Origin of the sequence: Yersinia sp. KBS0713, assembly GCF_005937895.2 — a bacterium.
GTDB classification, from domain to species: domain Bacteria; phylum Pseudomonadota; class Gammaproteobacteria; order Enterobacterales; family Enterobacteriaceae; genus Yersinia; species Yersinia bercovieri.
On the sequence record NZ_CP042173.1, the window covers coordinates 3,084,113 to 3,101,260 of the forward strand.

Sequence of the window (17,148 nt, forward strand, 5' to 3'; positions counted from 1 at the left end):
CCTTAGTACAGTGAATGCTTGTTGTTTTCGATAAAGTCTTTATCAATGCGCCCGAACATTTTGTAGTAGCACCAACTGGTGTACAGCAAGATGATAGGCACAAAGATGATTGCAACAATGGTCATCACTTGTAGTGTCAACAGGCTGGATGTCGCATCCCACATTGTCAGACTGATATTTGGCACTGTGCTTGACGGCATAACAAATGGGAACATGGTGACCCCGGCAGTCAAAATCACACAGGCAATGGTCAGTGATGAGAACAGGAAGGCCCAAGCCCCTTTTTCAAAGCGCGACAGCAAGATAGTAAACAGTGGCAGAATCACCCCAAGAGCAGGCAGCGCCCACAGGCTTGGGTACTTGTTGAAGTTAATCAACCACGCACCGGCCTGATGTGCCACTTCTTTGCGCATCGGGTTAGATTGAGCTGCTGTATCTAACGCTGAGGTAATAACAAAACCATCAATGCCATTAACTAACCAGATACCGGCCAGCAGGAAGGCAACCGCCATCACCAAGGCAGAGATCTGCGCGGCAGCGCGGGAACGCAGATGCAGCTCGCCGCGGGTACGCATTTGCAGATAGGTTGCCCCTTGCGTGACCAGCATGGTTAAGCTGACCACCCCCGCCAGTAGGCCAAACGGGTTCAGCAACTGGAAGAAGTTACCGGTGTAGAACAGGCGCATGTAGCTATCCATATGGAAAGGCACGCCTTGCAGCAAGTTACCGAACGCCACACCGAACACCACCGCAGGCACGAAGCTACCCGCAAAGATGCCCCAGTCCCACATGTTGCGCCAGCGGTTATCTTCCACCTTGGAGCGGTAGTCAAAACCGACCGGGCGGAAGAATAACGCAGCCAACACCAGAATCATCGCAATATAGAAGCCGGAGAATGCGGCGGCATACACCATTGGCCAGGCGGCAAACAGCGCCCCACCTGCGGTTATCAACCAAACCTGATTACCATCCCAGTGGGGGGCAATCGAGTTAATCATAATCCGACGTTCTGTATCATTCTTACCGATGATCCGCAGCAGAATACCGACACCCATATCGAAACCATCGGTGACTGCGAAACCAATCAGCAGCACACCGATCAGCAGCCACCAGATAAATCGTAATACTTCATAATCAAACATAAGTGGACTCCTGTTTACCGTGCTTCCTGCACTGGTGCAGTCGGCTGTTCAAAATGATAGCGGCCAGTTTTCAGGCTGCTAGGCCCAAGACGCGCGAATTTGAACATCAGGTACATTTCTGCAACCAGGAACAGCGTGTACAGACCGCAAATCAGCCCCATGGAGAATAGGATATCCCCAGCAGTGACGGATGAGTTTGCAATTGCTGTCGGTAGCACTTCACCAATGGCCCATGGTTGACGGCCATATTCCGCCACAAACCAACCGGCTTCTACTGCAATCCACGGCAACGGGATACCGTACAACGCAGCACGCAATAGCCATTTTTTCTGACCAATCTGACCACGAACGACGTTATAGAACGACAAACCAATGATCAGCAACATCAAGAAGCCACAGGCCACCATGATGCGGAAGGCAAAGTACAGCGGCAGAACGCGCGGGATTGAGTCTTTAGCGGCTAACTGAATTTGTTCTTCAGTCGCATCAGTCACGTTTTGCGTATAGCGCTTCAGTAACAGACCGTAGCCCAGATCTTGCTTAGTTTGACTGAAAGCTTCACGTACGGCTGGATCAGTATTACCGGCGCGTAATTTTTCTAACAAACTATAAGCCTGAATACCATTACGGATGCGCACTTCATGTTGAGACATCAAATCACGTAAGCCGATAACCGGAGTGTCCAGTGAACGGGTGGCGATGATGCCCAGCGCGAATGGAATCTGAACAGCAAAGCGGTTCTCCATTGTTTCCTGATTAGGGATCGCAAACAGCGTAAAGGCAGCTGGAGGCGGTTGGGTTTCCCATTCAGCTTCAATAGCAGCCAGTTTGGTTTTCTGCACGTCGCCCATCTCATAACCGGATTCATCACCCAGAACAATAACAGACAGCGTAGCGGCCAAACCAAAGCTCGCAGCAATCGCAAAGGAGCGCTTGGCGAACGGAATATCACGGCCTTTCAGCAAATAGTAGGAGCTGATACCCAGAACAAACATCGCACCGGTAACATAACCGGCCGCCACTGTGTGAACGAATTTCACCTGCGCGACAGGGTTCAGAACCAGTTCTGAGAAGCTCAGCATCTCCATCCGCATGGTTTCAAAGTTGAAATCAGAGGCAATCGGGTTTTGCATCCAACCATTGGCAACCAAGATCCACAGCGCAGAGAAGTTAGAGCCTAATGCAACCAGCCAGGTTACGGCCAAATGCTGATGCTTACTCAGACGATCCCAACCGAAGAAGAATAGACCGACGAAAGTAGATTCCAGGAAGAACGCCATTAAACCTTCGATTGCCAGAGGGGCACCGAAGATATCGCCGACGTAATGTGAGAAATATGACCAGTTAGTCCCGAACTGGAACTCCATAGTCAAACCAGTAGCAACCCCCAGAGCAAAGTTAATAGCAAATAACTTGCCCCAGAATTTGGTCATATCTTTATAGATTTGTTTACCGGACAGCACATAGACCGATTCCATAATTGCCAACAAAAACGCCATACCCAGCGTGAGTGGGACAAATAGGAAATGGTACATTGCCGTTAAGGCAAACTGTAACCGTGACAGTTCGACAATATCAAACATCTTGACTCCTTGCTCCTCGCAGGAAGACTCCGACTTGCGGCAACTAGACTTCCCGATAAATCAGAAGTCCCATAATAGCCCGCAGTGAATGCCCAAAAAAACACAACAAAAATAACAATATCAACTACCCAGTATTACACCGCGGTAATAGTACGCTTCTAATCCCACACAATAAATAGGATTTTACGTGACCCAGCGTTGAGTTCTGGATACAGGTCAACAAATAGGCCATTTACCCATTATGCCGTAGTTTGATCTAGAACAATTTAAGCGTATCTGAACATTATTGCCATATTCAAAAGTTGATTTAGAACAATTAATTATTTTTCATGTTAATAAAAAGTTCGATTGTTTTTATATAAGCTCGAACTGTTAATGAGATGTAATTTTATAGTTTAGTTAATGCATTATTACTTCGTTATTATGCGATCTAGATTAACTTTTAAATTTATTAGATTCAGAGTGAGTTAAATCACAATTCCGAGTTTTATATAAATATATTAGCCCATCCTGAGAGAAGCGTTCGCAAGTGTTGCCATTTTGTTGCATGATAAAATGCTATTACTTGATAAAATATTGAATCCTCTCAATGAAAAAAATAGCCATCACCACATTACTCTGTGTCAGTACCGCCTCTATTGCCGCGCAACAAGTTGATATTACTATCCTTGGCACCTCTGATCTCCATGGCACTTTTGTGCCGTGGGACTATGCCAGTGACAGTGAAAATTTGGCTGGCAGCCTCAGTCAAATTGCCACCAAAGTGCAGAAAATACGCGCCGAACAGCCAAATATCATTCTGGTGGACGCCGGTGATACCATCCAAGGCAACTTTGTTGAAACCTTTAAAAATGAACCCATCAGCCCGATGATCCTCGGCTTTAATGCCTTGAAATATGATGCCTGGGTGATGGGTAACCATGAATTCGATTTCGGTCTGAAAGTACTGGGCACCTCATTAAAGCAATTTAATGGTACTGCACTGGCTGGCAATATTTTCTGGGACTCAGGTAAACCTTACCTACCCTCTTATAAGATCATCGAGCGTCAGGGCGTTAAAATCGGCATTATCGGCATGGATACCCCAATGACCGCTGAATTTGCTCAGGGCACAGACCGTATTAATGGTATCCATTTCACTGATCCGGTACAGGAAGTGAAAAAAGTCATTCAGCAAATCCAACCGCAAGTTGACGCCATTGTTCTGGTCGCTCATATGGGGATCGATAATGAGAACCAGCGGCCTGGAACTGGCGTTGGAGATATTGCCAGGGCTAATCCAGAGTTGGCCGCCATCGTCGCGGGTCATATGCATGTGAAGATTGATAAAGCCGTGGTTAACGGCGTCATTATCACTGAACCGGATAAGTATGGTCGCGCCCTTTCCCGTATTGACCTGAAATTTGAGCAGCGTGATGGTAAATATCAGTTAATCAATAAAGAGAGCTACGCCTATCCGATCAAAGGGGTCGAGTCAGATAAAAGTCTGGAAGCCATTTACCTGCCTTACCATGATATTTTGCGTGCCAATGCGAACCGGGTGATTGCTAAGTTGAGTGGCAGCAATCTGGTGCCTGCCGATGAGATTAAAGGTATTCCTCAAGTCCATGTGCAAGACACCGGTATCAGCGCGCTGTATCAAGAGGCCGCGCATTATTACGCCCCTCAGGCCCAAATCATCGCCCTACAAATTGATAATGACCGACCAAAGCTAAACGTGGGTGATATCACTGCGAAAGACATTGCATTTAACTATCAATATGCCGGCGGTGAAATCACGGTTTACGCCCTGACGGGCAAAGAATTAAAGCAGTATATGGAGTGGTCGGCTGACTACTTTAATCAGGTAAAGCCCGGTGATGTCACTTACAGCTTTAATCCACAACGCCGCGCCTCAAAATATTCAACCAATGACTTCTTTGATGGCGTAACCTACACCATTGATTTAAGCAAACCGATGGGGGCGAGAATTACCGATTTACGCCTCAATGACGGCACACCCGTGATTGATATCACGCCAATTCATCTGGGCATGAATAGCTATCGAATGGGCCATCTCACGCAAAAAGGTGGCGTGCTTGAGGGGCAGGAATTCTTGATACTGTCTGACAGTAAAGCCGAGTATGGTGAAGAGGCAGGCACCATCCGTAATCTGACCATTCGCTATCTGACCGATGTTAAAGCAGGGAAATATGAGGGTAAACCTCAGCAGCGCTGGCAATTAGTTGGGTTGGAAGGTTATGAAAAAGAACGGAAAATAGTTAAAGACCTGATTAATAAAGGTACAATTTCAGTGCCGACAACAGCTGATGGCCGCTACACCAATATTGCGTCAATCAATGTCAAAGATAAGTTATTTAAGGACAAGGCCAGCTACGATGCCGCACTCACCACCTTGCGACAGCAACTCGCTAACGCCAGCGATGAGCAGACTAAGCAACAGCTGCAAACGGATATTGCATTAATCACCGCGTTGAATAAATTCTAATCGGCCATTGAAAAGGCCACCGAAAGGTGGCCTCCATCGACTGCCGTTTTATTGATTACTGCGGCAAGATAGCTTTAACCGCATCACCAATTTCAGCCAAGCTACGTACTGTTTTCACGCCAGCAGCTTCCAGTGCCGCGAATTTGTCATCTGCCGTACCTTTACCGCCAGCAATGATGGCACCTGCGTGCCCCATACGTTTACCTTTTGGCGCAGTGACACCGGCAATGTAACCGACAACAGGTTTAGTCACGTGCTCTTTGATATAAGCTGCCGCTTCTTCTTCTGCATTACCGCCGATTTCACCTATCATCACGATGACTTCAGTTTGTGGGTCTTCCTGGAACAACTTCAGAATATCAATAAAGTTGGAACCAGGGATCGGATCACCACCAATACCAACACATGTCGATTGACCAAAACCGATGTCAGTGGTCTGTTTTACCGCTTCATAGGTCAATGTACCTGAGCGGGAAACGATACCGACTTTACCTGGCAAGTGAATATGGCCCGGCATGATACCAATTTTACACTCGCCCGGGGTGATAACACCTGGGCAGTTCGGGCCGATCATGCGCGCATCAGACTGTTCTAATTTGACTTTTACCACCAGCATATCCAGCGTTGGGATGCCTTCAGTAATACAGATAATCAGTTTGATACCAGCGTCGATAGCTTCCAGAATCGAATCTTTGCAAAACGGTGCTGGCACATAGATAACAGATGCGGTCGCACCGGTAGTCTCTACTGCTTCACGCACAGTATTGAAAACCGGCAGACCCAGATGTTGAGTGCCGCCTTTACCAGGCGTGACACCGCCAACCATTTTTGTGCCGTAGGCGATAGCTTGTTCAGAGTGGAAAGTCCCCTGGCTACCGGTAAAACCCTGGCAAATAACTTTGGTGTTTTTATTAATTAAAATTGACATTATTTAGCCCCCACTGCCGCTACAACTTGCTGAGCCGCATCTGTCAGGCTGGTCGCAGCAATGATATTCAAACCGCTGTCTGCCAGCTTTTTGGCACCCAGTTCGGCATTATTCCCTTCCAGACGAACCACCACTGGCACGCTAACACCCACTTCTTCAACGGCACCAATAATGCCATCAGCGATCAGATCGCAACGCACAATGCCGCCGAAGATGTTAACGAAAACCGCTTTCACTTTGTCGTCAGACAAAATGATTTTGAAAGCTTCAGTCACACGCTCTTTGGTTGCACCACCGCCCACATCAAGGAAGTTAGCCGGTTCACCACCGTGCAGTTTCACGATGTCCATGGTACCCATTGCCAAACCAGCACCGTTGACCATACAACCGATGTTGCCATCCAGCGCCACATAGTTCAGTTCCCACTGCGCAGCTTGTGCTTCACGGGCATCTTCCTGCGACTGGTCGCGCATTTCGCGCAGTTCTGGTTGGCGGAACAGAGCATTACCGTCAGCACCCAATTTGCCATCCAGGCAGACCAAATCGCCCTGTTTGGTGATAACCAGCGGGTTGATCTCAACCATCGCCAGATCACGCTCCAGGAACAGTGTTGCCAGACCCATAAAGATCTTGGTGAACTGAGCCACTTGCTTACCCGTCAGCCCCAGCTTAAAGGCCAACTCACGCCCCTGATAAGGCTGCGGGCCAGTTAATGGATCCAGTGCAATTTTATGGATCAGTTCTGGCGTCTCTTCGGCCACTTTCTCAATTTCAACACCGCCTTCGGTGGATGCCATAAACACCACACGACGGGAGCTACGATCAATAACCGCGCCCAGATACAACTCTTTGTCGATATCAGTTGCTGCTTCAACCAGAATCTGATGAACCGGCTGACCATGCGCATCTGTCTGGTAAGTCACCAGTTTTTTACCTAACCACTGTTCAGCGAAAGCACGAATATCTTCTTTGCTGTTAACCAGTTTCACGCCGCCCGCTTTACCGCGACCGCCCGCATGAACCTGACATTTAACCACCCACGGGCCAGCACCGATTTTAGATGCGGCTTCTTCTGCTTCACGCGGTGTGCTACAGGCGTAGCCAGTTGGAGCTGGCATGCCATACCGAGCAAACAGTTGTTTTGCCTGATATTCGTGTAAATTCATGATGTTCTATCCATATAAGGTCTGAGATGGGCCGAAGCCTACTAGGCTGCCTGATTGCGCGGAGGCAGGTAATCAACACCTTGCAATCAGGCTAACCTTGTCATTTATCTTTTTTATACGTCGAGCAGCAAGCGAGCTGGATCTTCCAGCATCTCTTTCACCGTCACCAAATAACCCACAGACTCGCGGCCATCGATTAAGCGGTGATCGTAGGAGAGTGCCAGATACATCATCGGCAGAATCACTACCTGACCATCTACCGCCATTGGACGATCTTTGATGGCGTGCATGCCAAGGATCGCGCTTTGTGGTGGGTTAATGATCGGAGTCGACATCAGGGAGCCAAATACACCGCCGTTAGTAATGGTGAAATTACCGCCGGTCAGCTCTTCAACTTTCAGTTTGCCATCACGGCCTTTTACAGCCAGCTCTTTGATTTTCTTCTCAATATCTGCCATGCCCATGGTATCTACATCACGCAAGACCGGGGTCACCAGGCCGCGCGGGGTAGAAACCGCAATGCTGATATCGAAGTAGTTGTGGTAAACCACGTCTTCGCCATCAAGGGAGGCATTCACTTCAGGATAGCGTTTCAGTGCTTCAACAACCGCTTTGATATAGAAGGACATAAAGCCCAAGCGGACACCGTGACGTTTCTCAAAAGCTTCACCATACTGCTTACGCAGATCCATGATTGGCTTCATGTTGATTTCGTTGAACGTGGTCAACATCGCGGTGCTGTTTTTCGCCTCTAACAGTCGCTCAGCAACACGTTTACGCAGGCGAGTCATTGGCACCCGCTTTTCACTGCGGCCCGCCAACGCGGCTGGCGCGGCGGCTTCAACTTTAGCGGCAACCGCTACTGGCGCAGCTTTACGGTTTGCCAAATGGCTATCAACGTCTTCACGTGTGATTCGACCGCCAACACCGCTACCTTTAATGGCAGTGGCATCGAGGTCATGCTCAGCAATCAGGCGGCGAATAGCCGGGCTGAGGCTATCGTTGCTCTCTTCTTCCAGGCTGGCAGTCTGGCGCTGAGCCGGAGTGGACTCAGTGCTTTGGCTCTTCTCTTCTGTCGGCTTGCCTGAGCTATCACTTGGACGGATACGGCCCAGAACCTGACGTGAGGTGACGGTTGCCCCTTCATCTTCCAAAATGGCGTCCAAAATACCGTCCTGACTAGCCGGAACTTCCAGAATCACTTTGTCTGTTTCAATCTCAACCAGCACTTCATCACGCTTAACGCTGTCACCCGGTTTTTTGTGCCAGGTTGCGACTGAGCCATCGGCGACAGACTCAGGGAGGTCAGGAACATTAATATCTACGCTACTCATTCTCTATCCTTTATGTGTTAACCGATTCGCTATTCAACGGTCAGCGCGTCATTAACCAGAGCTTGTTGTTGTTTCTGGTGTACGGAAATGTATCCCACTGCCGGTGAAGCGGACGCCGGGCGGCCTGCATAGCGCAAGGAAGCACCAAATGGAATCACTTCGCGGAAGTTGTGTTGGCTGCAATACCATGCACCCTGATTAAGCGGCTCTTCCTGACACCAGACGAAATCATGCACGTGAGCAAATTGCTCCAATACAGCCTGGACGGCATGGTGTGGGAACGGATAAAGCTGCTCGATACGCACGATAGCAACATCGGTTTGCCCATTCTTACGGCGCTGTTCCAACAGATCATAATAGACCTTGCCAGAGCACATCACGACCCGCTTAACGCCTTTCGGGTCCATTTCGTCAACTTCACCGATAGCAGGCAAGAAGCTCCCATTCGCCAACTCATCCAGAGATGATATTGCTAATGGATGACGCAACAGTGACTTCGGTGACATCACCACCAGCGGACGGCGCATCCCACGCAGCGCCTGACGGCGAATCATGTGGTAAACCTGTGCCGGCGTTGATGGGATACACACTTGCATATTTTGTTCAGCACAAAGTTGCAGGTAGCGTTCCAACCGCGCAGAGGAGTGCTCCGGGCCTTGGCCTTCGTAGCCATGTGGCAACAGCATCACCAGACCACACATCCGGCCCCATTTCTGCTCACCGGAGCTGATGAACTGGTCGATAACCACCTGTGCACCGTTGGCAAAGTCACCGAACTGCGCTTCCCAGATAGTCAGGGTGCGAGGTTCTGCGGTGGCGTAGCCATATTCGAATGCCAAGACCGCTTCTTCCGACAGCACAGAGTCCCAAACCTGGAACTCGCCCTGCCCACTGTGCACATTCGACAGTGGTACATAAACTGAGCCATTTTTCTGGTTATGGATCACAGCATGACGATGGAAGAAAGTTCCGCGCCCCGCATCTTCACCCGACAGGCGGATTGGAATGCCTTCATCAACCAGTGTGGCGTAGGCCAGTGTTTCAGCCCCACCCCAGTCGAATGGCTTCTCACCACTGGCCATCAAGGCGCGGTCACCATAAATCTTGGCAACACGGGATTGCATTTCAATAGCTTCCGGCGCATGGCTGATACGGCGCGCCAAATCTTGCAGGCGTTTCATTTCAACTTTGCTTGGGTACTCTTCATCCCATTCATGGTTCAGATACGGCGACCAGGTGAAGGATTGCAGATTCATCGGACGCCACTCTTCCACCACACACTCGCCACCATCCAATGCATCACGGTACAAATTGACCATTTCCGTGGCATCTTCCAGGGTCGCGATGTTTTGCTCAGTCAGCTTATCAGCATAGATTTTGCGCGGTGTCGGATGTTTTTTGATCTTCTGATACATCACTGGCTGCGTGGCACTTGGCTCATCGGCTTCGTTATGCCCATGGCGACGGTAGCAAACCAGATCGATCATCACGTCACGTTTAAAGGTGTTACGGAAATCCAACGCCAGACGCGTCACAAACGCCACAGCTTCAGGGTCATCCGCATTCACGTGGAAAATCGGTGCCTGTACCATTTTAGCGATGTCGGTACAGTACTGAGTAGAACGTGCATCCAGCGGGTTCGAGGTGGTAAACCCAATCTGGTTGTTGATAACAATGCGCACAGTCCCGCCGACTTCATAGCCGCGAGCTTGTGACATGTTCAAGGTCTCTTGCACCACACCCTGACCGGCAATCGCCGCATCACCATGAATGGTGATTGGCAATACCATATTGCTGCGGGCTTCATCCAGGCGGTCACGGCGTGCGCGCACAGAACCGATAACCACCGGGCTGACAATCTCCAGGTGAGATGGGTTGAAGGCCAGCGCCAGGTGAACCAGACCGCCTTCCGTTTCCACATCAGACGAGAAGCCCTGATGGTATTTGACGTCCCCCGTCCCCAGATGCTCTTTATGCTTACCGGCGAACTCATCAAACAGATCTTCCGGTTTCTTACCCAGCACGTTAATCAATACGTTCAGGCGGCCACGGTGAGCCATCCCCAGCACCACTTCGCGTGTGCCATTTTTACCGGCATGGCGAATCATCTCTTTGAGCATGGTGACCAGCGAATCGCCCCCCTCCAGCGAGAAGCGCTTAGCACCGGGGAATTTGGCCCCCAGATAACGTTCCAGACCTTCAGCGGCGGTCAGTTCGCTCAGGAAGCGACGCTTCTCTTCTTCGCTGAATGTCGGCTTCCCGACCACCGACTCAATACGCTGTTGCAGCCAGCGTTTCTCGTCGGTGTTGGTGATGTGCATATATTCAGCGCCGATAGGGCCGCAGTAAGTCTGCTTCAGGGCTGCATACAGGTCAGACAGCTTCATGGTCTCTTTGCCGATAGCAAAAGAGCCTACATTGAAGGTGTTCTGGAAATCGGCCTCAGTCAGGTTGTGGTAGGAAGGCTCGAGGTCTGGAACAGACTCCTGCTTCCACAAACCAAGTGGGTCAAGGTTGGCATGTTGATGGCCGCGGAAGCGGAAGGCGTTGATTAACTGCAACACCTTGACTTGCTTGGCATCATTTTCAGGATCGCTGATGGATGAGTTATAACGCGAGGGGTCCTTCGCCAGGCGACGGAAATACTCACGCGTTTGAGAGTGGAACTGATCAGGTTTTACACCCGTCGTTGGTAGTTGTTGAAAAATTGAACGCCAACTATCATCAACGGAACCAGGATCAGTTAAAAAGTCTTCATAGAGCTGCTCTATGTAGGACTGGTTCGCGCCCGCCAGATAGGAGGAATCCAGCCAGGCCTTCATTGCGCCGTTCTGCATCATGATCCCTTAAGCTTTGAAGCTTCAGTTTTCGCCGTGGTTAACATATACACCGTAATATCAACGGTTTGCCGTAAAAACGGTTCACTCGACATGCTCAATGCACGTTCTGTTATGGACCTTAACGGTCCCGTTCAAGGAACCTCTAAAAACGGACAGCGCGCCGGCTTTTAGAGATTCCCTACCTTGAAGCTACCTGGGGAAAACACTCCCCAGGTTAATAAACTCACATCACGCACTATGTTGCAACAGTCATTCGCTACGCTGCGCAACACTTTGGTTATCATGCGCTACGCTGTAGCAGCATAGATTTAATGTGGCCAATCGCTTGGGTCGGGTTAAGGCCCTTAGGACAAACACTGACACAATTCATGATGCTATGGCAGCGGAAAACACTAAAAGCGTCGTCCAGATCATCCAAACGTGCTGTTGTTTCAGTATCACGGCTATCTATCAGGAAGCGATAGGCAGCCAATAACCCCGCAGGGCCGACAAACTTATCCGGATTCCACCAGAATGACGGGCAAGAGGTTGAGCAGCAAGCACACATAATGCACTCGTACAGACCATCCAGCTTCTCGCGCTGTTCCGGCGACTGTAAATGCTCACGTGCTGGCGGATTTTTGCCGTCATTTAATAGGTAAGGTTTGATTTTCTCGTACTGAGTATAAAACTGCCCCATATCGACCACTAAATCCCGCACCACCGGTAGCCCCGGCAATGGGCGAATCACAATCTTCTTATTACCCTTCTGCAAAGCTGAAATTGGCGTGATGCAGGCCAGGCCATTTTTGCCATTCATATTCAGGCCATCAGAACCGCAAACCCCCTCACGGCATGAGCGGCGGAACGATAGCGTCGGATCTTTTTCTTTCAGCTGGATTAGCGCATCCAGCAACATCATGTCCCGGCCCTCTTCCGCTTCCAGCGTATACTCTTGCATGTGCGGCGCGTCATCGACGTCCGGGTTGTAGCGATAAATTGAAAACTCAAGCTTCATGATCTAATCCTCCGCAACGGGTTAGGGTTTAACCCTATCAGCACAACACATGTCTTAATAAGAACGCACTTTCGGCGGGAAGGCCGCGCGTAACTTAGGTTGCATGTTTACCTCACGGCGGGTCATGCTTTCGGTATCTGGCAAATAGAGCGAGTGACACAGCCAGTTCGCATCATCACGTTCCGGGAAGTCGAAGCGGCTATGCGCGCCACGGCTTTCGGTACGGAAGTTTGCTGATACGGCGGTGGAAAACGCAGTTTCCATCAAGTTGTCCAACTCTAGGCATTCAATACGCTGAGTATTGAACTCACTAGATGTGTCATCCAGACGGGCATTTTGCAGACGTTCGCGGATAGTTTTCAGTTCTTCCAAGCCGTTTGCCATAGCATCACCTTCACGGAAGACCGAGAAGTTATTCTGCATACAGGCCTGTAATGCTTTGCGGATCTCAACCGGATCTTCACCTGAACGGGTGTTATTCCAGCGATTCATGCGGTCCAGTGAAGCTTCAATATCTGAGTCGCTGGCATCGCGGCTAGTACCCTGCTCCATCAATGACTCTTGCAGATGCATACCGGCTGCGCGACCAAAGACCACCAGGTCCAGTAATGAGTTGCCACCCAGACGGTTTGCGCCGTGGACAGAAACACAGGCAATTTCACCCACTGCAAATAGACCAGGGATGACAACGTCTTCGCCCTTTTCATTTACGGTGATAGCTTGACCGGTCACTTTAGTTGGAATCCCCCCCATCATATAATGGCAGGTTGGGATCACTGGGATAGGTTCTTTGATTGGGTCAACGTGAGCAAAGGTACGTGATAACTCAAGAATACCCGGCAGGCGGGACTCCAACACATCTTTACCCAAATGATCCAGTTTCAGTTTGGCGTGTGGCCCCCACGGCCCCTCACAGCCACGGCCTTCACGGATTTCGATCATAATGGAACGTGCCACTACGTCACGACCCGCCAAATCCTTAGCGTTCGGGGCATAACGTTCCATAAAGCGCTCACCGTGTTTATTCAGCAGATACCCGCCTTCACCACGGCAACCTTCCGTCACCAATACCCCCGCGCCGGCGATACCCGTCGGGTGGAATTGCCACATTTCCATATCCTGCACCGGGACTCCGGCACGCAGAGCCATGCCGACACCGTCACCGGTATTAATGTGCGCATTGGTGGTGGATTGATAAATACGCCCGGCACCGCCGGTCGCCAGGATTGTCGCCCGCGCTTTGAAATAGACCACTTCACCGGTTTCGATACAGATGGCAGTACAGCCAACAAAAGCACCATCCTGATTCTTCACCAAATCCAGCGCATACCACTCGGAAAAAATGGTGGTGTGGTTTTTCAGGTTCTGCTGATAAAGGGTGTGCAACAGCGCATGTCCCGTGCGGTCAGCTGCTGCCGCGGTACGCGCAGCTTGCCCACCGCCGAAGTTTAACGACTGCCCACCAAATGGCCGCTGATAAATGCTGCCATCATCCAAACGAGAGAAAGGTAACCCCATATGTTCCAGTTCCAGCACCGCTTCTGGGCCGGTTTTGCACATATATTCAATGGCATCCTGGTCACCGATATAATCGGAGCCTTTTACCGTGTCATACATATGCCATTCCCAGTTATCTTCGTGGGTATTACCCAGCGCGACGGTAATACCGCCCTGCGCAGACACCGTATGGGAACGGGTTGGGAAAACTTTTGATATCAGGGCGCAAGATAGCCCCATTTGTGAAATTTGCAGCGCGGCGCGCATACCAGCACCACCCGCACCGACAACAACAGCATCAAACTCTCTGACCGGCAGTTTCATTTAAGCACCCCACACCACAATTGTTCCATACAAGAGATAAACCAGCAGCGTAATCACGACAGCAAGCTGTAACACCAGTCGTATCGCTAGCGGCTTTATATAGTCCGTTAATACCTGCCACAGACCAATCCAGGCGTGAACCAGAATCGACAGTAAAGTCAGCAGGGTAAATACTTTTGTGATGTGCGAAGCGAAGAAGCCACGCCAGATTTCATAGGTGATATCTGGGACGATAATCACGAAGCCCAGAATATAAAGAATATATAGAGTGATGACGATTGCAGAAGCACGCAGTAACAGCCAGTCGTGTACTCCATTACGCCCTAACGCAGAAGCATTGCTTACCATACAAGGACTCCAGCTAAAACTGACAGCACCAGGGTTAACACCATTGTGACTTGGGCGGAGCGGGTCCCCGCAGCCAAGCTCTCTTCGATATAGCCGAAATCCATTAGCAAGTGACGAATGCCACCGCAAACGTGATAGGCCAGCGCAGTGAGTATTCCCCAGAAGATGAATTTAACAATAAAGCTATTCATGATCGCCGCAGCCTGCATGAATCCATCTTGCGAGGAGACAGACAAACCTAACAGCCAGAGGAGGATACCAACGGCAACGAAAGTCATTACGCCAGAGACGCGGTGTAAAATGGACGCTATCGCAGTAACAGGAAATCGGATCGTTTGCAGATCCAAATTGACAGGTCTTTGTTTTTTCACGTTTTTGCCCACACAGCTCTTATTAATTTCCATCCTCCGGGCCTGGGTGGGGATCAGACAGCGTTAAGGGTTTAAACCCTTCACATCGCACCTTTAACCATAACATCCTGAATGCTTAAAAGGCGTGCTCTTTATAACGCTGGGTGCTCCTACTTCAGGGTAATCCGGAGACCTGGCGGCAGTATAGGGGGTTCACATTCTTATTACAATTCCCACACAATCTGATTGGGAACATTTCCCCTGAACAGTGATTACGATCACGGTTTACATAATTTACATAAAATTAATTATCTGATTTGACAAAGAATAAACATTTAAATTACAACTAAAGTAGAAATATGCCATATCATTCACCAAAGGTCTGCGTATACACTTCCCCATAAGCGCTAGTTATGTAACAGTGTAATGAGTGAATATCCCCATAGAAATCGTAGGCAATGAATTATAAAAGATAAGAACCTGATAAATCATTAACAACTTTGTAACTCCACCTGTCGATCCAGTACCTCGGATCACGGGCTGCATTGGCAAGATACTCTGTACCCTAAATCACGTTCTTGACCTAAAGAACTTGACGTAGCAGCGAGACAGCAAGCAAACGAATAGCGAGGCCCTTACACCGGTAAGTTATTCGGGAGAGAGAGGCCGGCTACTCACGCTGCAACAGCGAGTCAGAAGGATAAGCGATGAAAAAACAGAGCAGTGCTGCCTTACAGACATGTAAGCTATTTTAGTTGTTAGAGGTTTTAAAATAAGCGCTAAGGAGACTGTAAATGGCTAACAAAAAGGCGACGCTGAATCTGGAAGGCGAAGCTGCGATCGAACTGGGCGTGCTATCCCCAACCCTCGGCACTGACGTTATTGACGTCCGCACCTTGGGTTCTAAAGGTTATTTCACCTTTGATCCCGGTTTTACCTCTACCGCATCCTGCGAATCAAAAATCACTTACATTGATGGTGATGAAGGTATTCTGCTGCACCGTGGCTTCCCGATTGCCCAATTGGCAAAAGATTCGACCTATTTAGAAGTTTGCTACATTCTGCTGTATGGCGAAACGCCAACCGCAGAAGAGTATGAAACGTTCAGAACCACGGTGACCCGCCATACCATGATCCATGAGCAGATTACCCGTCTGTTCCACGGTTTCCGCCGCGACTCACACCCAATGGCCGTATTGTGTGGGGTCACCGGCGCACTGGCAGCCTTCTACCATGATGCGCTGGATGTGAATAATGAACGCCATCGTGAAATCACCGCCTTCCGTCTGCTGTCCAAAATGCCGACCGTCGCCGCGATGTGCTACAAATACTCACTTGGTCAGCCATTTGTTTATCCGCGCAATGACCTCTCTTACGCGGGCAACTTCCTGCACATGATGTTCTCCACGCCATGTGAGAAATATGAAGTTAACCCAGTGCTCGAGCGCGCTATGGATCGTATTTTCATCCTGCATGCCGACCATGAACAAAACGCCTCTACCTCTACTGTACGTACCGCCGGCTCTTCTGGCGCAAACCCATTTGCCTGCATCGCCGCAGGTATCGCCTCCCTGTGGGGGCCAGCTCACGGTGGCGCGAACGAAGCTTGCCTGAAGATGCTGGAAGAGATTAAAACCGTAGAGCACATTCCTGAATTTATCCGCCGTGCGAAAGATAAAAATGACTCTTTCCGCCTGATGGGCTTCGGTCACCGGGTGTATAAAAACCACGACCCGCGCGCCACCGTGATGCGTGAAACCTGTCATGAAGTGCTGAAAGAGCTGAATCTGAACGACAACCTGCTGGAAGTCGCGATGGAGCTGGAACGTATCGCGCTGAACGACCCGTACTTCATTGAGAAGAAACTCTATCCGAACGTGGACTTCTATTCAGGTATCATCCTGAAAGCCATGGGCATTCCATCTTCAATGTTTACGGTGATGTTCGCTATCGCCCGAACCATCGGCTGGATTGCTCACTGGAATGAAATGCACGATGACGGCATCAAAATCGCCCGTCCACGTCAGCTTTATACCGGCTATGCAGAGCGTGATTTTAAAAGCCAGCTGAATAAATAAGCTGACATCTCGTTCTGCTCAGTCTGACAAACCCCGATGACGCGATCTGGAACGGAGAGGACGGGTAGAAGAG

12 protein-coding genes are annotated in these 17,148 nt (G+C 49.8%); 2 read left to right on the forward strand and 10 right to left on the reverse strand.

The genetic code is table 11. The features are described from left to right. Positions 1-2: 2 nt before the first annotated feature. On the reverse strand, positions 3-1,142 hold the full coding sequence (gene cydB, locus FFE93_RS14680) for a cytochrome d ubiquinol oxidase subunit II (RefSeq protein ID WP_005278486.1): 1,140 nt from the start codon (positions 1,140-1,142) through the stop codon (positions 3-5). 14 nt (positions 1,143-1,156) lie between these two features. Beyond that, positions 1,157-2,725, reverse strand: a complete 1,569-nt coding sequence (cydA, locus tag FFE93_RS14685; protein WP_005278483.1) for a cytochrome ubiquinol oxidase subunit I — start codon at positions 2,723-2,725, stop codon at positions 1,157-1,159. 589 nt (positions 2,726-3,314) lie between these two features. On the opposite strand from cydA, the gene FFE93_RS14690 reads away from it, so the two are divergent. After that, positions 3,315-5,213 carry a bifunctional metallophosphatase/5'-nucleotidase gene (locus tag FFE93_RS14690; RefSeq protein WP_054872441.1) on the forward strand — a complete coding sequence of 633 codons (1,899 nt, stop codon included), beginning with the start codon at positions 3,315-3,317 and terminating at the stop codon, positions 5,211-5,213. Between the two features lie 55 nt (positions 5,214-5,268). On the opposite strand, the gene sucD is transcribed toward FFE93_RS14690, so the two are convergent. The 8 genes from sucD to sdhC form a co-directional block, all read right to left on the reverse strand. Continuing rightward, positions 5,269-6,141 carry a succinate--CoA ligase subunit alpha gene (sucD, locus tag FFE93_RS14695; protein ID WP_032898742.1) on the reverse strand — a complete coding sequence of 291 codons (873 nt, stop codon included), beginning with the start codon at positions 6,139-6,141 and terminating at the stop codon, positions 5,269-5,271. After that, positions 6,141-7,307 carry an ADP-forming succinate--CoA ligase subunit beta gene (gene sucC, locus FFE93_RS14700; protein WP_005278478.1) on the reverse strand — a complete coding sequence of 389 codons (1,167 nt, stop codon included), beginning with the start codon at positions 7,305-7,307 and terminating at the stop codon, positions 6,141-6,143. The genes sucD and sucC overlap by 1 nt, the downstream gene beginning before the upstream one ends. Positions 7,308-7,420: 113 nt before the next feature. Further along, positions 7,421-8,641, reverse strand: a complete 1,221-nt coding sequence (odhB, locus tag FFE93_RS14705; protein ID WP_005278475.1) for a 2-oxoglutarate dehydrogenase complex dihydrolipoyllysine-residue succinyltransferase — start codon at positions 8,639-8,641, stop codon at positions 7,421-7,423. A 29-nt stretch (positions 8,642-8,670) separates the two neighbouring features. After that, on the reverse strand, positions 8,671-11,478 hold the full coding sequence (sucA, locus tag FFE93_RS14710; RefSeq protein WP_138775984.1) for a 2-oxoglutarate dehydrogenase E1 component: 2,808 nt from the start codon (positions 11,476-11,478) through the stop codon (positions 8,671-8,673). Between the two features lie 283 nt (positions 11,479-11,761). Next, positions 11,762-12,478, reverse strand: a complete 717-nt coding sequence (locus FFE93_RS14715; protein ID WP_004875590.1) for a succinate dehydrogenase iron-sulfur subunit — start codon at positions 12,476-12,478, stop codon at positions 11,762-11,764. Positions 12,479-12,532: 54 nt separating this feature from the next. Then, entirely contained in the window at positions 12,533-14,299 is a 1,767-nt protein-coding gene (sdhA, locus tag FFE93_RS14720; protein ID WP_005278468.1) for a succinate dehydrogenase flavoprotein subunit, read from the reverse strand. Then, on the reverse strand, positions 14,300-14,647 hold the full coding sequence (sdhD, locus tag FFE93_RS14725; protein WP_032898739.1) for a succinate dehydrogenase membrane anchor subunit: 348 nt from the start codon (positions 14,645-14,647) through the stop codon (positions 14,300-14,302). It abuts the gene before it with no gap. Then, the gene (sdhC, locus tag FFE93_RS14730; protein WP_172666406.1) at positions 14,641-15,051 is read right to left on the reverse strand and encodes a succinate dehydrogenase cytochrome b556 subunit; all 411 of its coding nucleotides are present in this window, start codon (positions 15,049-15,051) and stop codon (positions 14,641-14,643) included. The genes sdhD and sdhC overlap by 7 nt, the downstream gene beginning before the upstream one ends. 740 nt (positions 15,052-15,791) lie before the next feature. Here sdhC and FFE93_RS14735 point away from each other — a divergent pair. After that, complete coding sequence (locus FFE93_RS14735; protein WP_005278459.1) at positions 15,792-17,075, forward strand: citrate synthase; 1,284 nt, start codon at positions 15,792-15,794, stop codon at positions 17,073-17,075. Positions 17,076-17,148 lie beyond the last annotated feature (73 nt).